At 58.9% G+C, this 20,516-nt stretch carries 19 protein-coding genes; 6 read left to right on the top strand and 13 right to left on the bottom strand.

Going from position 1 to position 20,516, the window contains the following annotated elements:
- Window positions 1-8 precede the first annotated feature (8 nt).
- Together D5067_RS17045 and D5067_RS17050 are read right to left on the bottom strand one after the other, a co-directional pair.
- Window positions 9-1,073: an efflux RND transporter periplasmic adaptor subunit gene (locus tag D5067_RS17045; RefSeq protein WP_119935187.1), complete on the bottom strand. Its 1,065-nt coding sequence runs from the start codon at window positions 1,071-1,073 to the stop codon at window positions 9-11.
- 106 nt (window positions 1,074-1,179) lie between these two features.
- A complete protein-coding gene (locus D5067_RS17050) occupies window positions 1,180-3,888 on the bottom strand; it encodes a cation-transporting P-type ATPase (RefSeq protein WP_119935188.1) in 2,709 nt (902 codons plus the stop codon).
- A gap of 488 nt (window positions 3,889-4,376) precedes the next feature.
- Between D5067_RS17050 and D5067_RS17055 the strand changes: the two genes are divergently transcribed.
- Window positions 4,377-4,625 (top strand): DUF1158 domain-containing protein, encoded by a 249-nt coding sequence (locus tag D5067_RS17055; protein ID WP_119935189.1) that lies wholly within the window; start codon window positions 4,377-4,379, stop codon window positions 4,623-4,625.
- On the opposite strand, the gene D5067_RS17060 is transcribed toward D5067_RS17055, so the two are convergent.
- The 3 genes from D5067_RS17060 to D5067_RS17070 form a co-directional block, all read right to left on the bottom strand.
- Window positions 4,611-6,179, bottom strand: coding sequence for an alpha/beta hydrolase-fold protein (locus D5067_RS17060; protein ID WP_119935190.1), 1,569 nt, complete (start codon window positions 6,177-6,179; stop codon window positions 4,611-4,613). The genes D5067_RS17055 and D5067_RS17060 overlap by 15 nt on opposite strands.
- A 257-nt stretch (window positions 6,180-6,436) precedes the next feature.
- Window positions 6,437-6,778 carry a RamA family antibiotic efflux transcriptional regulator gene (locus D5067_RS17065; protein ID WP_119935465.1) on the bottom strand — a complete coding sequence of 114 codons (342 nt, stop codon included), beginning with the start codon at window positions 6,776-6,778 and terminating at the stop codon, window positions 6,437-6,439.
- A 32-nt stretch (window positions 6,779-6,810) separates the two neighbouring features.
- The gene (locus D5067_RS17070) at window positions 6,811-7,914 is read right to left on the bottom strand and encodes an MBL fold metallo-hydrolase (protein WP_119935191.1); all 1,104 of its coding nucleotides are present in this window, start codon (window positions 7,912-7,914) and stop codon (window positions 6,811-6,813) included.
- Window positions 7,915-8,105: 191 nt separating this feature from the next.
- On the opposite strand from D5067_RS17070, the gene D5067_RS17075 reads away from it, so the two are divergent.
- From D5067_RS17075 to nfsB, 3 genes are all read left to right on the top strand, one after another.
- Complete coding sequence (locus tag D5067_RS17075) at window positions 8,106-8,696, top strand: TetR/AcrR family transcriptional regulator (protein WP_119935192.1); 591 nt, start codon at window positions 8,106-8,108, stop codon at window positions 8,694-8,696.
- Window positions 8,686-9,054 (top strand): MmcQ/YjbR family DNA-binding protein, encoded by a 369-nt coding sequence (locus D5067_RS17080; protein ID WP_119935193.1) that lies wholly within the window; start codon window positions 8,686-8,688, stop codon window positions 9,052-9,054. Before D5067_RS17075 ends, D5067_RS17080 begins: the two co-directional genes overlap by 11 nt.
- Before the next feature lie 120 nt (window positions 9,055-9,174).
- Window positions 9,175-9,828: an oxygen-insensitive NAD(P)H nitroreductase gene (nfsB, locus tag D5067_RS17085; RefSeq protein WP_119935194.1), complete on the top strand. Its 654-nt coding sequence runs from the start codon at window positions 9,175-9,177 to the stop codon at window positions 9,826-9,828.
- A 35-nt stretch (window positions 9,829-9,863) separates the two neighbouring features.
- On the opposite strand, the gene D5067_RS17090 is transcribed toward nfsB, so the two are convergent.
- The 3 genes from D5067_RS17090 to D5067_RS17100 all read right to left on the bottom strand — a co-directional run bounded on the left by D5067_RS17090 (window position 9,864) and on the right by D5067_RS17100 (window position 11,469).
- The gene (locus D5067_RS17090; RefSeq protein ID WP_119935195.1) at window positions 9,864-10,151 is read right to left on the bottom strand and encodes a helix-turn-helix domain-containing protein; all 288 of its coding nucleotides are present in this window, start codon (window positions 10,149-10,151) and stop codon (window positions 9,864-9,866) included.
- Window positions 10,132-10,461 carry a type II toxin-antitoxin system RelE/ParE family toxin gene (locus tag D5067_RS17095; protein ID WP_089599387.1) on the bottom strand — a complete coding sequence of 110 codons (330 nt, stop codon included), beginning with the start codon at window positions 10,459-10,461 and terminating at the stop codon, window positions 10,132-10,134. The genes D5067_RS17090 and D5067_RS17095 overlap by 20 nt, the downstream gene beginning before the upstream one ends.
- 138 nt (window positions 10,462-10,599) lie before the next feature.
- On the bottom strand, window positions 10,600-11,469 hold the full coding sequence (locus tag D5067_RS17100) for a helix-turn-helix transcriptional regulator (protein ID WP_119935196.1): 870 nt from the start codon (window positions 11,467-11,469) through the stop codon (window positions 10,600-10,602).
- Between the two features lie 107 nt (window positions 11,470-11,576).
- Here D5067_RS17100 and D5067_RS17105 point away from each other — a divergent pair, with 107 nt between their 5' ends.
- Window positions 11,577-13,013 carry an MFS transporter gene (locus D5067_RS17105; protein ID WP_119935197.1) on the top strand — a complete coding sequence of 479 codons (1,437 nt, stop codon included), beginning with the start codon at window positions 11,577-11,579 and terminating at the stop codon, window positions 13,011-13,013.
- A 65-nt stretch (window positions 13,014-13,078) separates the two neighbouring features.
- Window positions 13,079-14,323: a mechanosensitive ion channel family protein gene (locus D5067_RS17110; RefSeq protein WP_119935198.1), complete on the top strand. Its 1,245-nt coding sequence runs from the start codon at window positions 13,079-13,081 to the stop codon at window positions 14,321-14,323.
- Here D5067_RS17110 and D5067_RS17115 read toward each other — a convergent pair whose 3' ends face one another.
- The 5 genes from D5067_RS17115 to pheP form a co-directional block, all read right to left on the bottom strand.
- Window positions 14,324-15,295 (bottom strand): LacI family DNA-binding transcriptional regulator, encoded by a 972-nt coding sequence (locus tag D5067_RS17115; protein ID WP_119935199.1) that lies wholly within the window; start codon window positions 15,293-15,295, stop codon window positions 14,324-14,326.
- A gap of 75 nt (window positions 15,296-15,370) precedes the next feature.
- Window positions 15,371-16,513, bottom strand: coding sequence for a Gfo/Idh/MocA family protein (locus D5067_RS17120; RefSeq protein ID WP_119935200.1), 1,143 nt, complete (start codon window positions 16,511-16,513; stop codon window positions 15,371-15,373).
- Window positions 16,506-17,531 (bottom strand): sugar phosphate isomerase/epimerase family protein, encoded by a 1,026-nt coding sequence (locus D5067_RS17125; protein WP_119935201.1) that lies wholly within the window; start codon window positions 17,529-17,531, stop codon window positions 16,506-16,508. The genes D5067_RS17120 and D5067_RS17125 overlap by 8 nt, the downstream gene beginning before the upstream one ends.
- A gap of 15 nt (window positions 17,532-17,546) precedes the next feature.
- Window positions 17,547-18,785, bottom strand: a complete 1,239-nt coding sequence (locus tag D5067_RS17130) for an MFS transporter (protein WP_119935466.1) — start codon at window positions 18,783-18,785, stop codon at window positions 17,547-17,549.
- A 257-nt stretch (window positions 18,786-19,042) separates the two neighbouring features.
- Window positions 19,043-20,428 (bottom strand): phenylalanine transporter, encoded by a 1,386-nt coding sequence (pheP, locus tag D5067_RS17135; protein WP_119935202.1) that lies wholly within the window; start codon window positions 20,426-20,428, stop codon window positions 19,043-19,045.
- Window positions 20,429-20,516 lie beyond the last annotated feature (88 nt).

Below are 20,516 nucleotides of genomic sequence, written 5' to 3' on the forward strand. Positions count from 1 at the left end.
ATGGCTCCTTAATTCAGTATCTGGACGGCAGCACCTGGCTGCACGCGCTGCGCACCGTCAGTGATTGCTCGCTCACCGGGCTTCACGCCGGATGAAATCTGAAACTGCTGGCCAATCTGTCCGGCGACCTTCAGCGGGCGCATTTCGGCTTTGCCGTCGGCGTTAACCACCCAGGCAAAGAACCCGTCGCCGTTCTGCTGTACGGCAGCGGCGGGCAGGGTCAGCACAGGCTGTTCGCTGGTCGGGCGCAGGTAGACGTTAACGTTACCGCCGGGCAGGAGCTGATGGCGCGGGTTGGCGAACTCGGCGCGCAGCATCACGCTGGCGGTGCGCGGGTCAATGCGGTTGTCCACGGAGGTCAGTTCACCGCTGACGCGCTGGCCGTTGCTGTCGATAAGCGCCTGCCAGGCCTTTTTCATGGCGTTAATATCAGGATGCTGTCCGGCTTTGGTGGCAAAGGCCCCCTCTTCCAGCGCAAAGGCGATGCGGATGGGATCGAGCTGCACGACCTCTACCAGCACGCCGCTTGCGGGGTTGACCAGGCTGCCGACGTGGAAGTTGCTGTGCCCCACGCGCCCGTCAATCGGCGAGGTGATTCGGGTATAGCTCAGGGTGACGTTGCGGGTTTCGAGGCGGGCCTTCGCCTGCTCCAGCGCCGCGCTGGCGACGTCGCGCTGCATGCGGGCGTTATCCACGTCGTGACGGCTGATGGCGTTGCTGCTGCCCAGGCTTTCAAAGCGGGAAAGCTGCTGCTGCGCCTGGCGCAGCGTGGCCTGGGCGCTTGTTACTTCCGCCTGCGCCAGGCGCACGGCGGCGCGCGGCTCGGCGTCGTCCAGTTCGAACAGCACGTCGCCTTTTTTCACGTACTGCCCGTCGCGGAACGGGGCTTTGACGATCGTACCTTCCGTGCGGGCGCGCAGCTCAACGGTGTGGATGGCTTCAATACGGCCCGGAATTTGCCGCTCGGCGGCGTGAGCGGTCTGCTCTACGGCGGCGACGCGAACGGGGATGGCGGCAGCGAATGCGGGTTGCAGGGTGCAGGCAAGGAGCGCGAACAGGAGTGGGAATTTCATTAAGAGGTACCTCAGTATTTTCCCCTCACCCCGCCCCTCTCCCACAGGGAGAGGGAGGTCAGAGTCCCCTCTCCCTGTGGGAGAGGGTTAGGGTGAGGGCAAAAGGTTACGCAGCCTTACGGAACCTGCGGGTCAGTCGCTTCTCGATTTCGACGACGAAGAACATCACGCCCGCAACCGCCAGAGTCACAAACCAGTAGCGCAGCGGCAGCGCTTCGGTGCCGAACAGCATCTGCATAAACGGCAGGTAGATGATTGCCGCCTGGAGCAGGAACAGCACGCCCGTCACCAGCCAGATGCCTTTGTTCGCCAGCAGACCGCGGTTCAGAGAGAAACCTTCGGTGTTACGGCAGTTAATCATGTAGACCCACTGCGCGCTCACCAGCATCTGCAGCAGCACGGTGCGGATGAACTCCGCGCTGTGGCCGCGCGGTGCCAGCCAGGCTTCCAGCGCAAACGCCGCAATAGCAATCATAGTGCCGACGAAAGCTACTCGCCACACGGCGTAAGCATCCATCACGTGCTGACCGGTCTGACGCGGCGGACGGCGCATAATGTTGCGCTCGGCGGCTTCAAAGGCCAGGCCGAAGGAGAGCGTGGCGGAGGTGGCCATGTTCATCCACAGAATCAGCACCGGCGTCAGCGGGATGATGTTCCCCGCCAGCAGCGCAATCACAATCAGCAGACCCTGCGCGAGGTTGGTCGGCATGATGAACAGAATCGTCTTCTTCAGGTTGTCGTATACGCGACGCCCCTCTTTTACCGCGCTGGTGATGGTGGCGAAGTTATCGTCCGTCAGGACCATATCCGCCGCCTCTTTAGTGACTTCCGTCCCTTTGATACCCATCGCAATGCCCACGTCCGCCTGGCGCAGCGCCGGCGCGTCGTTCACACCGTCGCCGGTCATGCCGACGATTTCGCCTTTATCCTGCAGCGCTTTCACCAGGCGCAGCTTATGCTCCGGGCTGGTACGGGCGAAGATGTCATACTTCACCGCGGCTTCCGCCAGCTCGGCGTCGTCCATCTTCTCCAGCTGGTAGCCGGTCACCGCCTGCTCGCTGTTGGTAATGCCCAGCATCTGGCCGATGCTCATCGCCGTCTGCGGGTGATCCCCGGTGATCATCTTCACGCGGATCCCCGCCTGCTGGCAGGCGTTAATCGCATCAATCGCTTCCGGACGCGGCGGATCCATCATCCCGGCGATGCCGAGGAAGATCAGGCCGTGGCTCAGGTCGTCGTGCGTCAGTTCCTGCTCGCCGTTCGCCGGCTTGAACGCCGCGGCGACCATGCGCAGCCCCTGACGCGCATAGCGCTCCATCTCGTTTTCCCAGTACGCGCGGTTGAACGCTTCCGCACCGTTGCGGGTCTGCTGCTGGGCACAAAGGGCGAAAATCACGTCCGGCGCGCCGGTAATCAAAATCTGCTCCTCACCGCCAATCTGGTAGTGGGTGCTCATGTACTTGTACTGCGAGTCGAACGGGATCTTGTTAATCAGCGTGGTCATGACCGGCGCGAGGCTGGCTTTCGCCGCCAGCACCTTCAGCGCGCCCTCGGTTGGCCCACCGGTAATGCCCCACAGGCCGCGCTCGTCCTGCATCATCTGGCTGTCGTTACAGAGGTCGACGGTGCGCAGGTACTGCTCCAGCACGGTGCCCGACTGGATCTGCACCGGCTCGTCGCTGCCTTCCAGGTAGATGTTGCCCACCGGCTCGTAGCTGTTGCCGTCCACGCGGTAGCAGGCGTCGGCGGTGATGATGGCTTTAACCGTCATCTCGTTCATGGTCAGGGTGCCGGTTTTATCCGAGCAGACCACGGTCATCGCGCCCAGGGTTTCAACCGTCGGCAGCTTGCGAATAATCGCCCGCTTGCGCGCCATCGCCTGCACGCCCAGAGAGAGGATGATGGAGATAATCGCCGGCAGACCTTCCGGTACGGAGGCGACCGCCAGGCTAATCAGGGAGAGCAGCAGCTCGCCCATCGGGATCTCGCGGAACACCAGGCTGAAGACAAACAGCGCGGCCATCATCGCCAGAATAATGGCGAAGATCGCCTTACCGAGCTTGTCCATCTGCACCAGCAGCGGGGTACGGTGCTTTTCGATACCCGCCATCATCTGGTTGATGTGGCCGAGTTCCGTATCCTTACCGGTCGCGGTGACCAGGCCGACGCCGCCGCCCGCGCTCACGGTTGTCCCGGAGAAGACCATATTGGTGCGGTCGCCCAGCGGCAGTTCACCGGTCAGCGGGTTTGTGTGCTTATCCACCACGGTGGATTCACCGGTCAGAATCGCCTCTTCCACGCGTAAATTATGTGCTTCTATTAAGCGCATATCCGCCGGAATACGATCGCCCGCGCGCAGAACAATAATATCGCCCGGAACGATTTCCGTCGTCGGTATGGTTTCATGGCTGCCGTTACGAATAACGCGCGCCTCGCTGGAGAGCATATTGCGAATACTCTTCAGGGATTTTTCCGCGTTGCTTTCCTGAATGTGGCCAATTAGGGCATTGATGACCGCCACGCCGAGAATAACCAGCGTATCGACCCAGTGGCCCATCACCGCGGTTAATACGGCCGCCGCAAGCAGAACGTAAATCAGGACATCGTTAAAGTGCGCGAGAAAACGCAGCCATCCCGGCTTGCCTTTTTTCTCCGGCAGCGCGTTTGGGCCATGCTTATCTAAACGCGCCTGCGCCTCGGCGCGGTCAAGGCCGTTAGCCTGGCTTCGCGCCTGAGCAAGCGCCTGCTCTACGGTCTGCTGGTACGCCTGCCCGCCCGCGGGTGGCATATTCTGTGAGAAATTTTTTTTGGTCATGGTATTTTTCCTTCAATATCCGGTGGACGGAAGCCGGAATTCCTTTCTGGCTTAAATTAATTCGTTTTTAATACTTGCGGGTTAAATTGATCTACCGCAATATAATGACGACTGGGTTATTCAAAAATGATAAAAATTAATTCGATAAGATGATTTTTACAAAAAGTTTCTAAACCAACATTAAACAAGGAGACAGCATGTTTGGTATTTATCGCGGACGGCGCCTGGCGTTATACATTGTCGTAGCCATTGTTATTGCTACGTTAATTGGATACAGCACCTATACATTTGTAAAATTATTTTCCTGAAGCAGACGTTTATTTACATAACGCGATATTAATTTAATCGGTCGGGCAATATTATTCTTTTTTTAGTTTTTAAAAGCAGAATATTGGCCGCGTGATATTCAAAAACGGCGGTCGGGTTGATATTGCTTTACGTTAGAGGATGCCGGACAATGACATTTTTAACTGACGATTAACATTACGATGAAACACCCGTTAGAATCGCTGCTTACGGCCGGGGGCATTTTATTGCTGGCCCTGATCTCCTGTCTGCTGCTACCCGCCCCGTCGCTGGGTCTGGTGCTGGCGCAAAAGCTGATGACGACCTTCCACATGGTCGATCTTAACCAGCTTTATACCATTCTGTTCTGCCTGTGGTTTTTGGTGCTCGGCGCCATCGAATTCTTCGTTCTGCGTTTCGTCTGGCGCCGCTGGTTTTCACTGGCGTCGTAAGCCGGTGAAATCGCGCATGCCGTGGATCAGCGCTTCGCACCAGGCCGCGTAGTCGTGGCCGCTGGATGACGGGTGGAAGCTGACGCGGTAGCCTTTGGCGCGCAACACCGCTTCAAATGCCAGCGTACCTGGATAGTTCCCGCCGCCCGGCCCGGCCATTTCAAACCTTCCCGCCTGCAGCCAGAAACGCACCGGATACTGCGGCGACTGCTGGTACTGGCGCGTCAGCCAGCCGGGCGCTTCGCCTTTTGGCGCCCACCAGTACGAGCCAGAAAGGCTCAGCACATTACCAAACAGTCGCGGGTAGCGCAGCGCCACCCACGACGAAGCAATTCCCCCGTAGCTCGACCCCGCCAGCACCGTTTTCTGCCGCTGCATCGCGATGCCCTGCCCGCGCAGCCACGGCAGCAGCTCGTGCGCCATAAAGTCGGCGAAGTCCGGGTTTGGCGGCAGTTCTTTACCGCGCCGGGCATGATCGAGACTGTCGATAAACACGACGTTGACGGGCGGAAGATGATGTCGGGCGATCAGCCCATCCAGCACGTTGGCGAAATGGTACTCGTCCTGATAAACCTGCCCGTCGAACAGGACTAACGTCCAGCGTGCAGGCTGCGCGCCGCGCGGCTTGTAAATCATCACCTCGCGGGTATTGCCGAGACGGGGACTGGCAAATTTCTGTCGGCTTAGCGTGCCTTGTCCCAGCGGCTGGGCTGCAGCCTGTGCTGAGCAATAGCGCGTTGGGGTGAGATCGAGCAGCGAAGAGCGGTTCCAGCGATCGGCCTTATGCTCGCCAAAGGCGTTCGGGTTGAGCGGATCGGCCTGCGCGCTAACCAGGATCGCCCGTCGCCGATCGCGCGGGGATCCGCCGATAAACGGCACGTCCGGGGCAAGTTTATACTGCATCACCGTATCGGCCGGCACGACATAGCTGCGAAACCAGACGTCGCTTTTGCCCAGACGAAACAGCGGATCGTGTTCGCCCGCCGGTGAGCCCAGCAGGAACACGTTTTCACGCGCCCCGCGCCAGAGAAAGGTGACGCGCTTGTGGCTGGCATCCACCGGCTCCACCATCGGCGTTCCCTGACGGGTTTGCGCCTGCCAGAACGCATCGGTGCTTCCACCAGCTGCAACCGTTTCTGCCAGCGCCTTCAGCGCCGGGCTCTCAGGCTCCAGCACCTGGGTGCGCGGTAACGCGGAGGTTTCTTTCATTCGCCACTGAAAACGCCAGGGTTTACCCGCTTCACCGTGCAGCACCAGCGAGGTATTTTGCTTCACCGGCAGGGCAAATAGCAGGGTGTACTCCCCATCGGCGGGGCCATTCTCAACCAGCGTGCGGATGCCGTTGTTTTTCTCGTCCAGCAGGCGGGCATCCGTTACGCCGTTCAGCGTGGCGGAAACGTAATTCTCGTCCAGCGGCGGAAGTAAAAAACAGACTTCACCGCTGGCATCAAACTTCCCCTGAACGTCTCCCTGCAGGGAAGCGTGCTCACAGGTCGCCGCCATCGCGGGCAACGTACCAATACCGAGTAACAACCCGCTCCATACCCTCTTCATTACCGCTTGTTCCCCAACGAAATTTGCCACCAACGCTAATGCAAATGGTAATAATTTGCAATATCATCAATGGCATTTCATCGGTCTTTTTTAGGGCGAAAGCAACCAGGGAATAATTGTTAACCCATTTAAAAATAAGGGGATGATAGAGATCTGACTGCTAAGCCGGGGATGGAAAACCGGGTGGATTTACGGGCTCCGTGCCAACAAAAAAAGCCGGGTGGCGGCTTCGCCTTACCCGGCCTACGCGCACCATTTTAATGTGCACGACTGTGATTCTCTTTACGGTACGCGCCCGGCGGCTGGTTGAAGGTGCGGGTAAAGATGCGGGTAAACGTCTGCTGCGAGTCAAACCCGTAGCGCAGGCAGATGTCATACACGCGCTCGTCCGATTCACGCAGGTCGCGCGCCGCCAGCAGCAGCTTGCGCTCGCGAATATAGCGCCCCAGGCTCTCCCCTTTGTACTGCATAAACAGCCGCTGCAGATGCCACTTCGAATAGCCCGCGTGACGGGCAATCTCTTCGATGCGCAGCGGCTGATGTAGGTTGTCGTCAATCCACTCGACGATGGTGTCGATGACCTGAGCGGAAATAGTCATGCTGCTCTCCCCCTCTGCTTCTCGGTTAAACATTATTCCCACCACTCACGAAATTGTTGCGTGCTGTCGCTCACGCGGACCGGTTCACCCAGCTCCGGCGTCAGCAGCCGGTAATTTTTGTCCCTGCTGGCCCGCGCCAGCTGGATCAGCGGATCGTTCCAAGTGTGTTTCGCCAGCACGAAGCGCCCGTTGTGTCCTGGCACCACCGCTTTCGCGTTGAGATCCGCCGAGGCCTGCGCCGTTTCATCCGGCAGCATATGGATGTACTTCCAGTCCTGGTCGTACTGACCGTTTTCCATAATGGCTAAATCCACTTCGCCAAACTGCTCGCCGATGGCCCTGAAGTGCGGGCCGTAGCCGGAATCTCCGCTGTAGTAAACCTTCTGCTCTGGCGTGACGAACATAAAGCTGCCCCACAGCGTCTGGTCGCGCTTGATGCCGCGCCCGGAAAAGTGGCGCGCCGGCAGCACGTGCACCGTCAGTTCATCGCTAATGAGTACCGACTGGTTCCAGTCCCGCTCGTCGATAATCTCCGGGTTCATGCCCCAGTAGCGCAGGTGCGAGCCCACGCCGAGCGGCGTTACGACGCGCTTCACCTTCGGCAGCAGCGCCCTGATGGTGGCGTAGTCCAGGTGATCGTAGTGATCGTGCGAGATAATCAGCAGGTCGATCTCCGGCATGCTTTCGGCGTGCCACGGATATTCCCCCGCAAAGGCTTTATTGAGGAACGAAAACGGCGCGGCGTAGTTGCCGAGAACCGGGTCGATCAGGATGCGTTTACCCGCCAGCTGCATATACCAGGAGGAGTGGCCGAGCCACACCAGGGTGTCCTGCTCCAGCGGCAGGCTGGCGAGATCGGTTTTCACCACCGGCAGCGGATGTGCCGGGCGGGCGTTTTCGGTTTTTTTGGTCAAAAACTCCCACATTGCCACCAGCATATTTTTGTCGCCGTTATAGCCAGGCGTCGGCAGCGTGTTGTGGAATTTCCCCTCGCGATACTGCGGAGAGGCTTCCACTTCGGAGAGCTGCTCACCCTGTGGGGTCTGGCCAAATCCGGCATTCAGGACAAAGGGTAAACTCGCAGCTGAAGCAATAATCATGACAAACACCACGCAGATGAATAGAGGCTTTTTCATTTCCTGACCCGAATACGCGCCCCGTCCGATGGTTTACGCGGGTTAAACTTGATTATGAGTGAGTAAGCACTCATTATTGTGTATGATGAATATATCGTCAAGACGTTTTCGATCTTTGACATTCCGCGTTGCAGCGGTATGAACCGCATGCTTCAATACGTTTTTTTACATTTGACAAAGGGGAGAATTGAGTGGCACGTCCGAAGAGTGAAGATAAAAAACAGGCCTTACTGGAAGCCGCAACCGTTGCGTTTGCGCAGTCGGGAATTGCCGCTTCAACGGCGCTCATTGCACGTAACGCGGGCGTTGCCGAAGGTACACTGTTTCGCTACTTTGCGACGAAGGACGATCTGCTGAATGCCCTCTACCTGCACCTGAAGCAGGATCTCTGCCAGGCGATGCTGTCTAATCTGGATCGCTCACTCACCAGCCCAAAAGAGCACACGCGTAACATCTGGAACAGCTATGTCGACTGGGGGATCAAAAACCCTCTCGCACACGCCGCCATTCGCCAGCTTGGCGTCAGTGAGAAGATCAACGCCGAAACGGAACAGGCCGTGAAAGAGATGTTCCCGGAGCTGCACGAGCTGTGCCGCCGCTCGGTGCGCCAGGTGTTTATGTCCGACGAATTTAAAACGTTCGGCGATGCGATTTTCTTATCGCTGGCCGAAACCACCATGGAATTTGCCACCCGCGCTCCCTCCCGCGCCGTCGATTTTAAAGCGCTCGGTTTTGAGGCCATGTGGCGCGGGCTGGCCGAGGAGGATAGCGATGGACGGTAAGTCATTGCAGGAACACGCAAAACGCGTGGCGCTGGAACTGCCTTTTACGGAACACTGCTGGCCGTTTGGGCCCGAATACGACGTGTTTAAAGTTGGCGGGAAGATTTTTATGCTGATGGCGGTTGTACGCGGTCGCCCCCACGTCAGCCTGAAATCCGATCCTGAAAAATCGCTGTTAAATCAGCAAATTTATCGCGGCGTTGAACCGGGCTATCATCTGAATAAAAAGCACTGGATTTCACTCTACGGCACCGATGACATCACGCCTGAAGTGGTTACTGATTTCATCAATGACTCATGGAATCTGGTGGTCGATAAGCTGCCGAAAAAAGACCAGAAGTGGATACGCCCGGCCTGATTGTTCGGCTGAGACGAACAGATTAAGCGCTCGAATCGCACTTATCTTTTCCCGCTTCGCGCGGTAATCTGCACTCCTTTCGCGCCCGCGTACGGGCGAATTTTATTACCAGGAGTTGTTATGGATATCATTTCTGTCGCCCTGAAACGCCACTCGACCAAGGCGTTCGACGCAAGCAAAAAACTGACCGCTGAAGAAGCGGAAAAAATCAAAACCCTGCTGCAGTACAGCCCGTCCAGCACCAACTCCCAGCCGTGGCACTTTATTGTCGCCAGCACCGAGGAAGGTAAAGCGCGCGTGGCGAAATCCGCTGCGGGCACTTACGTGTTCAACGAACGCAAGATGCTGGACGCCTCTCACGTGGTGGTGTTCTGCGCGAAAACCGCCATGGACGATGCCTGGCTGGAGCGCGTCGTGGATCAGGAAGAGGCAGATGGCCGTTTCAACACGCCAGAAGCCAAAGCCGCGAACCACAAGGGCCGTACCTACTTCGCCGACATGCACCGCGTGGATCTGAAAGATGACGATCAGTGGATGGCAAAACAGGTTTACCTGAACGTCGGTAATTTCCTGCTGGGTGTAGGTGCGATGGGTCTGGACGCGGTGCCGATTGAAGGCTTTGACGCGGCGATCCTCGACGAAGAGTTTGGTCTGAAAGAGAAAGGCTTCACCAGTCTGGTGGTGGTGCCGGTTGGGTATCACAGCGTGGAAGATTTCAACGCCACGCTGCCGAAGTCTCGCCTGCCGCTGAGCACGATTGTGACCGAGTGCTAATCTCTACAGGCGCGCCCGTTACCGGCGTGCCTGTTTCAATAGAGCGTAATCTGCGGGTGTTTAACCCCACACACCAGTGCATAACGCGTTAAGGTATCAAGACTCGCCCGGGTTATATTCGCTTCCATTCTTGATACTGTGGGTGCGCTGACGCCCATTCGCTCCGCCACCTGCGCGCGCGTCAGACCAGCCTGGTTTCGCCATTGCGCCAACATTTCGCGCAAGCGCTCTTTTCGTTCTTCAGCATCAAAAGAAGTCTGTACCTCTGAATCGCTTAACAGCTCAGATCGGAGTTCATCCCAGTCAATAATCTTCTTGCTCATCCAACATCTCCTGTTGTCGCTTCAGTGCCAGACGAAGTTCAGCAGAGGGCGTTTTTTGCGTTTTCTTGATAAACACTCGCAGCAGAAAAATTGTCTTTTCCCGCTGATAAACGTAAATCCCCCGAGTATGGATCAGCCCGACGGTTCTGATTTCGAACAAACCATGCGGTAAGGGTTTGCTGTCAGGTTCCCGCAGTGCTGTCGGGTTAGCGCGTAATTTATCAAGCTGGCGAATCAGCTTCGCCTTTACCCCAGCGGGCAGTAAGAGGATCTCTTCTCTGACTGCCTCATGAACGATGAGTCTGAACACGGTTATTCATCCCTGATGATATTAGCATATAAGGCAATTTGTATTAAAGGCTAATTTTGCCTTTCATGTTTACCTTACCTGCTTTTAGCAAACATCACCGGATCAGCATTAACTCCCTGAAAGCATCTCGCAAAAAACTTACTTCCCCTGCGCCGCCAGCCATTCCATCGCCCTCTCCCCCGCCTCATCCACCGGCAGATAAACCAGCAGCCGCGAGCCGTTTCGCGGCGCGGAGTACCAGTACATCTGCTGCAGCGTAAAATCCCCCAGTTCGGGATGGGTAAACAGCTTGAGCTGGTTCTCCACGCCGCGCACGTCGTTGCGCTGGTGCCACAGGGTTTTGAACTCTTCGGACACCGCAAAGAAGCGCGCCAGCTTCGCTTCCCACAGCGGGTCCCCCCGGTGCTCCGCCATTGCCGCGCGGAAGTAGGAGACGAAAATCGGCAGCACGTCATCGCGCCTGCCGAGCCGCGCGCGCCACGCCGGATGCGTGAGGAACAGATAAATACAGTTCCGGTCTTCCGGCGGAATTTCATTGAAATCCACCCCCATCAGGTGACCAAAGCTGTCGTTCCACGCCACGATGTCAAAGTTAGGTTTCTGAATGCTGGCAGGCTTGGGCATGAGGGTATCAAGCAGGCGGCGCGTGCCTTCGCTGATGCCCTCGCAGCAGACGGCCTGCGGGGCTTCACCCGGCGGCAAACCGGCGAGCACGAAAACGTGTCGGGCTTCGGTCGGGGTGCACTGCAAGGCTTTCGCTACGGCTGCCATCACCGCGCTCGACGGGTTGACGTCCCTGCCCTGCTCAAGCCAGGTGTACCAGGTCACGCCCACGTCAGCGAGCATCGCCACCTCTTCGCGGCGCAGGCCCGGCGTACGGCGGCGTCCGCTGCGCGGCAGGCCGAGACGCTGCGGATCGAGGCTTTCACGGCGCGCGCGCAAAAATGCACCGAGCTGTTTTCGCGTGTCATCCTGAAGTGAGACGACGGGTTCAGACATCAAGGCCATAATTCCCCCTGCATGGTAGTGCCAGTACCAGTATAAGCAAGAACTGGTACCCGTTTATCAGATGGTTGATGCTACGACCATCTGATGAATGACGCAATGGAGATCCCATGAATACGTCAGTTGTTTCACCGGGCCGCGCTGGCCTGATATTGCTGTTAACAGGCCAGATGCTGCCGCTGATTGATACCTCAATTACCAACGTCGCGCTGGACTCCATCACCCACTCTTTACACACCACGGCGACCGAACTGGAGCTGATCGTTGCGCTCTACGGCGTAGCCTTCGCCGTCTGCCTGGCGCTCGGCAGCAAGCTGGGGGACAACCTCGGGCGCCGCCGTCTGTTCATGTGGGGCGTGGCGAGCTTTGGCCTGGCCTCGCTGCTGTGCGGCATGGCGGGCAATATTGAACAGCTGCTGGCCGCGCGAATCGTTCAGGGTGCGGGCGCGGCGCTGATCATGCCGCAGATCCTTGCCACCCTGCACGTGACCTTAAAGGGTACGGCGCACGCCAAAGCCATCAGCCTGTTCGGCGGCATCGGCGGAATTGCGTTTATCGTCGGCCAGATGGGCGGCGGCTGGCTCGTGTCGGCGGACATCGCCGGGCTGGGCTGGCGGAACGCCTTCTTTATCAACGTCCCCATTTGTCTGGTGGTGCTGGCGCTGAGCCGCCGCTACGTGCCGGAGACCCGCCGCGATACCCCGTCACGCATCGACTGGCCGGGCACGGCTTTGCTGGCAATGATTCTCTGCTGCCTGCTGTTCCCGATGGCGCTCGGCCCGCAGTGGCACTGGTCGTGGCCGCTTAAGGCTGCGCTGCTGGCCATTATTCCGCTGGCCTGGCTGATGGTGCTGAACGCGCGTAAAAAAGAGCGTGAAGATGCCCACCCGCTGATCCCGCCGCGTCTGATGCAGCTCAACAGCATCCGTTTTGGCGTGCTGATCGCGCTGCTCTTTTTCAGCGTCTGGTCCGGGTTTATGTTCTGCATGGCGCTCACCATGCAGACCGGCCTTGGCATGGCGCCGTGGCAGTCCGGGAACAGCTTTATTGCCCTCGGGGTCACCTACTTTATCTCCGCGTGGTTTGCCCCTCGACTGATCGCCCGCTACAGCACCAGCACCATCCTGCTCACCGGGCTGGCGATCCAGATCATCGGCCTGCTGGCGCTGGTTGCCACGTTCCGCACGTGGGGCATGAACAACACTGCGCTGACGCTGGCACCCGCGACCGGGCTGGTCGGCTACGGGCAGGCGCTGATTGTGAACAGCTTCTACCGCATCGGGATGCGCGATATTAAGCCCGACGATGCGGGTGCCGCGAGCGCCATTCTCAGCACGCTGCAGCAGGCCGCGCTGGGGCTTGGCCCCGCCATATTCGGGGCGATTCTGCTGCACGCGCTACACAACCATCACGGGGATTACACCCAGGCGATCAACGTTTTTCTGATGGTGGAAACCGCGATGATGGCCGTGCTGGCGTTCGCCACGCTGCGCATGCGCCATCGCCTCTGTTTACCCGCGGTGAAGGTTTGCCAGGCCACCAAATAAGCCCGTGAATTTGCATAATAGATCCGCAGCCGCCATTATGGGGCTGCATCAATACAGGAGACGTTATGCAGGAATTAATTGCTCAGGTTGAAGAGTTAGGGATTGAAATTAATCACACCACCTCTTTAGTGATTATCTTTGGTATTATTTTTCTTACCGCCATCATCGTTCATTTTATTCTGCACAAGCTGGTGCTTCGCGCTTTCGAGAAACGCGCGCAGGCCAGCAGCCATTTGTGGCTGCAGATCATCACCCAGAATAAGTTATTTCACCGTCTGGCCTTTACCCTACAGGGGATAATCGTCAACGTTCAGGCGGTACTGTGGCTGCAAAAAGGCAGCGAAGCGGCTGAAATTCTCACCACCTGCGCGAAGCTGTGGGTGATGGTCTATGCCCTGCTCTCCTTCTTCTCGCTGCTGGACGTGATATTTAACCTTTCGCAAAAGATGGCGACCGCGTCCCAGCTGCCGCTGAAGGGGATCTTCCAGGGCGTTAAGCTGGTGAGCGCCATTCTGGTGGGGATACTGATTATCTCCCTGCTGATCGGCCAGTCCCCCGCCATACTGATAAGCGGCCTGGGTGCGATGGCTGCCGTTCTGATGCTGGTGTTTAAAGACCCGATACTCGGCCTGGTGGCGGGCATTCAGCTCTCCGCCAACGACATGCTCAAGCTCGGCGACTGGCTAGAGATGCCGAAATACGGCGCCAACGGCACGGTGACCGACATCGGTTTGACCACCGTCAAGGTGCGCAACTTTGATAACACCATCACCACGATCCCGACGTGGGCGCTGGTCTCCGACGCCTTTATCAACTGGAGCGGGATGTCGGCGTCCGGCGGTCGACGCATTAAGCGCAGCCTGAATATCGATACCACCAGCATTCATTTTCTCGACGAGCAGGAACAGCAGAAGCTGATTCAGGCGAAGCTGCTGAAGCCTTATCTGGCCGCGCGCCACGAGGAAATTAACCTCTGGAACCAGCAGAACGGCGAGGGGGAATCGGTGTTAAACCTGCGCAAGATGACCAATATCGGCACCTTCCGCGCCTACCTGAATGAATATCTGCGCAACCACCCGCGCATTCGCAAGGATATGACGCTGATGGTGCGCCAGCTCGCGCCGGATGCCAACGGCCTGCCGATTGAAATATATGCCTTCACCAACACGGTGGTCTGGGCAGAATATGAAGAAATTCAGGCCGACATCTTCGACCATATTTACGCGGTGGTGGATGAATTTGGTCTGCGCATTCACCAGTCGCCGACCGGGAACGATATTCGCTCCCTGGCGGGCGCACTCGTCAAATAATCAGGCGCTGGCGCGGGAAATAAAGCGCCAGTCCATCATCACCCTTTCCGTGGGCGCATCCGGGTTGTCGATTTTATTCATTAACAAATCGACCGCCTTGCGCCCGATATCCCGCGACGGCTGTTCAATGGTGGTGAGCGAAATCATGTCCGCCAGCTCGGTGCCGTCAAACCCCACGACCGCGATGTCCGCCGGCACCCGCAGACCCGCCTGCTGAATGGCGCGCAGCGCGCCTGCTGCAAGGGTATCGGACACCGCAAAGACCGCGTCCGGCGGGTTCTCTTTCAGCAGATTTTCCATCGCCGCCATCCCGGCGCGGGAGCTGAGCTCGCTCGCGTACTCCACCGCCTGATAGTCCAGGTCCTTCAGGTGGATCACGCTCTTGTAGCCGCGCTCGCGCAGGCGGGCATATTTATAGCTAAGGTCGTGGTTAATCATTGCGATACGCGTGCGCCCGCTCTCGGCCAGCTGGCTGACGGCGTGCTGCGAGGCGTCGACGTCGTTAATCCCTACGCAGGAGACCGCGCCCGCATCGGCATATTCGGCGCACTGCACCCACGGCGCGTTGCCAATCAGCGCGGCCAGCTCAGGCAGCTTCGAGAAGGCGTCCATGGTGATAATGCCGTCGACGATTTTTCCCGACAGCAGGCTTAAGCCCGAGCGGGAGCGCTCGATGTCCGAGCCGGAGTTGCACAGCAGGATGCGGTAGCCGTTTTTCTCGGCCTCTTCTTCAATGCCCTTCACCACCTCGGCGCAGAACGGGTTGGCGATGTTCGACACCATCACCAGGATCATGTAGCTGCGGGCGGTGCGCAGCTGGCGCGCCAGCAGGTTTGGCTGGTAGTTGCTCTCCTGGATCGCCTGCAGGACGCGCTCGCGGTTTTTCGCCTTCACGGTGTCGCTGTTGTTGAGCACGCGGGAGACCGTCGCCACGGAGACTCCGGCGAGCTGAGCGATTTTCTGAATAGACATAGCGACGATACATCCTGCGGTTAGCGTTTTGTGCAGGCTACCATAAAACGGTTGCCCGGCGAACCGGGCATGCCGTCAATACGCCACGCGCACCCAGCGCTGCTGCTGATGGCTTTTCACTATCGCATCAATGATATACATCACGTTCGCGCCGTCGTGAAAGGTTGCGAACGGCGGATTATCCGGCATCGCGCCCGCCTGCACGGCGCGGTAGAACTGCGCCATCATATTTTTGAAGGCGTCGGGCCAGCCTTCGATATGCCCGCCGGGGAAGTGGGCGCTGTCGGCCACGTCAGGGTTCATCAGGCCCGGATCGTCGGTGAGCGTCTGGTTAGCCTGCGCGCGATGGCCGATCCACAGCCGCTGCGGGGTCTCCTGATCCCAGGCTACGGACCGCTCGCTGCCGTTGATCTCAAACGTCAGGCGGTTTTTACGCCCCGCGCTTACCTGCGAGACGCTAAAGCTGCCCCTGCTGCCGTCGTCGAAGCGGAACAGCACCGAGCCGAAGTCTTCGGTGGTGACCGGCCTGTCTTCATACTGCGCGTGCGCATCGTGGGTGAAGGTCTGATTACCCGCCACACTGGCTTTTCGCGTCGGCCAGACGATGGCGAGATCGGCCATCACCTCGGTAATGCGTCGCCCGGTGACGAACTGCACCGTGTCGCACCAGTGGGAGCCGATGTCCGCCACCGCGCGCGATGCGCCGCCGAGCGCGGCGTCCACCCGCCAGTTGTAGTCGGTTTCCAGCAGCATCCAGTCCTGCAGATAGCTGCCGTGCGCGGCGAACAGCCGCCCGACGCTGCCCGCAAGCATCATGCTCGCCGCCTGGCGCACCATCGCAAACTGGCGATAGACAAAGCTCACGCCGTGTATCGCGCCGGTCTTCTCCGCCAGCGCCACCAGCTCGCGCGCCTCGTCCGGGGTCATGCACAGCGGCTTTTCAGAAAACACGTGCTTGCCCGCCCGCAGGATCTGGCGGTTAATCTCAGCGTGCAGATGGTTCGGCGTGCAGTTGTGCACCACCTGCAGATCGGGGTGCGCAAGCAGTTCCTCCACGCTGCCGTACGCGTGCGGCACGTTGAGCTGGCGCGCTTTTTCCTGCGCCTGAGCCAGCGTTCCGTCGCACAGGGCAACCACCTGCACAAAACCGAGGCGCCTGAGCGCCTCGATATGCGCCGGGCCGATAAAGCCGCTGCCGATAATGCCGACGTTAATCATGGCCGCCTCCCGCCGCGAAGTCGTCAAACGCGCGTCCGGAGACCGGAATAATGTGGCGGCGGATAAAGTCGCTGCCCTCACTGGCACCGGTCTCACCGTCCTTCAGGCAGCACTCCCACTCCAGCACCGCCCAGCCGTCGTAGTCGTACTGGGTTAGCCTGCTGAAAATGCCCTTAAAGTCGATCTGCCCGTCGCCGAGCGATCGGAAGCGCCCGGCGCGGTTGATCCACGGCTGGTAGCCGCCGTACGCGCCGCTGCGCCCGCTGGGGCGGAACTCGGCATCCTTCACGTGGAACGCCTTGATGCGCGCGTGGTAGATATCGATAAAGGTCAGGTAGTCCATCTGCTGCAGCAGCATATGGCTCGGATCGTAGAGAATGTTGCAGCGCGGGTGATTATCCACCAGCGCCAGAAAACGCTCGAAGGTCACGCCGTCGTGCAGGTCTTCCCCAGGGTGCAGCTCGAAACAGACGTCCACGCCCTGCTCGTCGAACGCGTCCAGAATCGGCCGCCAGCGGTTTGCCAACGCCTCGAACGCATGCTGAAAACGCTGCTCGTTGTGCGGCGGCCACGGATAGAAAAACGGCCACGCCAGCGAGCCGGAGAACGTCGCGTGCGCTTTCAGCCCTAGTCTTGCTGAAGCCACCGCCGCCTGCTTCAGCTTTTCCGTCGCCCAGGCCCGGCGCGCCGCATCGTTACCGCGCACGGCGGCGGGCGCAAAGTGGTCAAACGCCTCGCTGTAAACCTCATTTACGGCGATAAGCTGCCCTTCCAGATGGGTCGACAGTTCGCTGATGACCAGCCCGCGCGCGGCGAGCTTGCCGGTGATTTCATCACAGTAGTCCTGGCTTTCAGCCGCCTTCTCGACGTCAAAAATGTGCGGATGGTTGCAGGGGATCTGCACCGCCCTGTAGCCCTTTTCTGACGCCCATCCTGCCAGCCCGTCGAGGGTGTTAAACGGCGCTTTCGCGCCGATAAACTGCGACAGAAAAATACCGGGTCCTTTCATCGTCCTCATACCACCTCCTGAACGTTACGCCTTGTCATCGTCATACTTGAACGTGAGAAGGAAAATCAGCGCGATCGCCGCGGCAGCCACCGCCGGGATCCACCAGAATGTTACCCACGCCTGCGGCACGGCCTGCCCTGCCACCAGGCGGTTGTAGAGCGCGCCGGAAATCTGCGAGCCGAGCAGCATGCCGATGCCGTAGGTGAACATCACGATCATGCTCTGCGCCTGGCCCTTCACCTTTTCGCCCGCCACGCGGTCGGTATAGATAAAGCCCACCACAAAGAAGAAGTCATAGCACACGCCGTGCAGCAGGATGCCGATATAGAGCAGGAATCGCCCCTCCTCGCTCACGCCCAGCGCGAACATGGCGTAACGCACAAACCACGCCAGCATGCCGATCAGCAGCATGTATTTCACACCCAGGCGGCGGAACAGCAGCGGAATGACCAGCATGAAGAAGATCTCGGACATCTGCCCGAAGGACATGGCGGTGCTGACGTCGGCAATGCCGGCATCCGCCAGATACGAGGCGGTGTAGGCGTAATAGGTACCGAGCGGAACGGAGATCAGCATCGCGCAGACGGAGAAAACGAAGAAGTGGCGGGTTTTGAGCAGCGCAAAGGCATCCGCGCAGAAGAGGTCGCGCACCTTAACCGGCAGCCCTTTGGCCGGGGCAGGCGTGTGCGGCAGCGTCAGGCTGTAGAGCGCCAGCAGCACGGAGCTGGCCGCCGCCACCTGGAAGATGGTCACGCTGGACGCCACGCCGGTCACGCCGATGAAAATGCCCGCAACGATCCAGCCGATGGTGCCAAACACGCGCACCACCGGAAAGGTCTTATCGACGTTCGCCAGGCTGTGAAACGCGATGTTGTTGGTCAGCGCCAGCGTCGGCATGTAGCAGAGCGTGTAGCCAAACAGCAGGCCGATCAGCAATGCGCCGTTTTCAGCAACGAGCGCCCCCGGTACGAACCAGAGGATCGCCGCGCCCGCGAGGTGCATCACCGCCATTACCTTCTGCGAGGCGAAAAAGCGGTCCACCAGCATCCCGAGCACGAACGGCGAGAGAATAGACGCGATTGGCCCTGCGGAAAACGCATCGCCAATCAGCAAAGACATGTTGTGCTGGGTCATCACCAGGCCGAGCGTGACCGACCAGCTACCCCAGATAAAAAACTGCAGAAACATCATCAGCGACAGACGCGGAACCAGCATCCGGTGCTGTGCTATCGCCTTTCCACTACTTTCAGTTGTTGACACCATGATGAGCCTCACCCAGAAAAAGTAATCGATTACAAAACCGTTCAAATAAAAAGTAATCGATTACAAAATAAAGATCCTGTGGATCAAAACGGAATTGGGAGGGAGGTCACGATAAAGGTGGAGTGGTGTTGTGTAGGCCCGGTAAGCGAAGCGCCACCGGGCGTAAAGGCGGGTGCGGTCTGGTGCCCTCACCCCGGCCCTCTCCCACGGGGAGAGGGTGCAAACACTAAAAACGGCAACCAGGTTGCCGTTTTCTTTTACCTTCGCGAGAGCTTGAACGCCACAAACAGGAACACCACCCACACCGGCAGCAGCATCGCTGACAGGCGCATCTCATCCATGGTGCACATCAGCACCAGAATCAGCCCCAGGAATGCAATGCAGATGTAGTTCCCCGCCGGGTAGAGCAGCGCTTTAAACTGCGTCTCACGTCCCTTGCGGCGCATCGCCGCGCGGAAGCGCAGGTGCGCCAGGCAGATCATGATCCAGTTCAGCAGCAGCGTCGCGACCACCAGCGCCATCAGCAGGCCAAAGGCCTGTTTCGGCAACAGGTAGTTGATCAGCACCACCAGAGAGGTAATCGCGCCGGAAAGGAACAGCGAGTTGACCGGTACGCCGCGACGGCTGACGCGGGTCAGGTACTTCGGCGCGTTGCCCTGCACGGAGAGGCCAAACAGCATGCGGCTATTGGAGTAAACGCCGCTGTTATAGACGGACAAAGACGCCACGAGGATGACGAAGTTCAGCGCCGATGCCACCAGGTTGCTGTTCATATCGTGGAAAATCATCACGAACGGGCTGCTGTCGGACTTCACTTCCACCCAGGGATAGAGCGCGAGCAGCACCACCAGCGAGCCGATGTAAAACAGCAGAATACGGTACACCACCTGGTTGACCGCTTTCGGGATGCTCTTGTGCGGATCGCGCGCTTCCGCGGCGGTAATCCCGATCAGCTCCAGCCCGCCGAAGGAGAACATAATCACCGCTAGCGACAGAATGAGCCCCTTCCAGCCGGTCGCCAGAAAACCACCGTGCTTCCACAGGTTGTCGATAGTCGCGCGTTCGCCGCCGTGGCCGGAGAACAGCAGCCACAGGCCAAAGCCGATCATGCCGATAATCGCCAGCACCTTGATCAGCGCAAACCAGAACTCGGTTTCGCCATACAGGCGCACGTTGACGAGGTTAACGGCGTTGATAATGATGAAGAAGGCCGCCGCCCAGATCCACGTCGGGACGTCCGGCAGCCAGTACTGCATGTAGATGCCTGCGGCAGTCAGCTCCGCCATCCCCACCAGCACGAACATCACCCAGTAGTTCCAGCCGGAGAGGAAGCCGGCAAACGGGCCCCAGTACTTATAGGCAAAGTGCGCGAAGGAGCCTGAAACCGGCTCTTCAACGACCATCTCGCCGAGCTGGCGCATGATCAGGAAGGCAATAACCCCGGCGATGCCGTAACCCAGCAGTACCGCCGGGCCAGCCATCTGAATGGCGGGGCCGATGCCGAGGAACAGCCCGGTACCAATCGCGCCGCCAAGGGCAATAAGCTGAATATGTCGATTTTGCAAACCACGTTGCAGCGTCGGATTCTGATCCGACGAGGCTTCAGCGCTACCGTTGGCTGAAGCGGATGACGCGTCTTTCACGTCCTACCCCTGTCTCTTTTTTAGAAGGGGCACGTTTTAACACTTCATGCTGGTGGTAGCAAGGGATTGGGGCATCCCTGCCCCGGAT

It is taken from the genome of Enterobacter huaxiensis, from assembly GCF_003594935.2.
In the GTDB taxonomy this organism is placed as follows: Bacteria; Pseudomonadota; Gammaproteobacteria; order Enterobacterales; family Enterobacteriaceae; genus Enterobacter; species Enterobacter huaxiensis.

What these genes read in the sequence shown, in the direction of transcription:
- D5067_RS17080 (WP_119935193.1), top strand. Translation starts at nt 8,686, where the DNA reads ATGGACGGTAAGTCATTGCAGGAACACGCAAAACGCGTGGCGCTGGAA.
- D5067_RS17055 (WP_119935189.1), top strand. Translation starts at nt 4,377, where the DNA reads ATGAAACACCCGTTAGAATCGCTGCTTACGGCCGGGGGCATTTTATTG.
- D5067_RS17065 (WP_119935465.1), bottom strand. Translation starts at nt 6,778, where the DNA reads ATGACTATTTCCGCTCAGGTCATCGACACCATCGTCGAGTGGATTGAC.
- D5067_RS17090 (WP_119935195.1), bottom strand. Translation starts at nt 10,151, where the DNA reads ATGAGCAAGAAGATTATTGACTGGGATGAACTCCGATCTGAGCTGTTA.
- D5067_RS17120 (WP_119935200.1), bottom strand. Translation starts at nt 16,513, where the DNA reads ATGATTAACGTCGGCATTATCGGCAGCGGCTTTATCGGCCCGGCGCAT.
- D5067_RS17050 (WP_119935188.1), bottom strand. Translation starts at nt 3,888, where the DNA reads ATGACCAAAAAAAATTTCTCACAGAATATGCCACCCGCGGGCGGGCAG.
- D5067_RS17070 (WP_119935191.1), bottom strand. Translation starts at nt 7,914, where the DNA reads ATGAAAAAGCCTCTATTCATCTGCGTGGTGTTTGTCATGATTATTGCT.
- nfsB (WP_119935194.1), top strand. Translation starts at nt 9,175, where the DNA reads ATGGATATCATTTCTGTCGCCCTGAAACGCCACTCGACCAAGGCGTTC.
- D5067_RS17045 (WP_119935187.1), bottom strand. Translation starts at nt 1,073, where the DNA reads ATGAAATTCCCACTCCTGTTCGCGCTCCTTGCCTGCACCCTGCAACCC.
- D5067_RS17115 (WP_119935199.1), bottom strand. Translation starts at nt 15,295, where the DNA reads ATGTCTATTCAGAAAATCGCTCAGCTCGCCGGAGTCTCCGTGGCGACG.
- D5067_RS17100 (WP_119935196.1), bottom strand. Translation starts at nt 11,469, where the DNA reads ATGGCCTTGATGTCTGAACCCGTCGTCTCACTTCAGGATGACACGCGA.
- D5067_RS17130 (WP_119935466.1), bottom strand. Translation starts at nt 18,785, where the DNA reads ATGGTGTCAACAACTGAAAGTAGTGGAAAGGCGATAGCACAGCACCGG.
- D5067_RS17125 (WP_119935201.1), bottom strand. Translation starts at nt 17,531, where the DNA reads ATGAGGACGATGAAAGGACCCGGTATTTTTCTGTCGCAGTTTATCGGC.
- D5067_RS17110 (WP_119935198.1), top strand. Translation starts at nt 13,079, where the DNA reads ATGCAGGAATTAATTGCTCAGGTTGAAGAGTTAGGGATTGAAATTAAT.
- D5067_RS17060 (WP_119935190.1), bottom strand. Translation starts at nt 6,179, where the DNA reads ATGAAGAGGGTATGGAGCGGGTTGTTACTCGGTATTGGTACGTTGCCC.
- D5067_RS17105 (WP_119935197.1), top strand. Translation starts at nt 11,577, where the DNA reads ATGAATACGTCAGTTGTTTCACCGGGCCGCGCTGGCCTGATATTGCTG.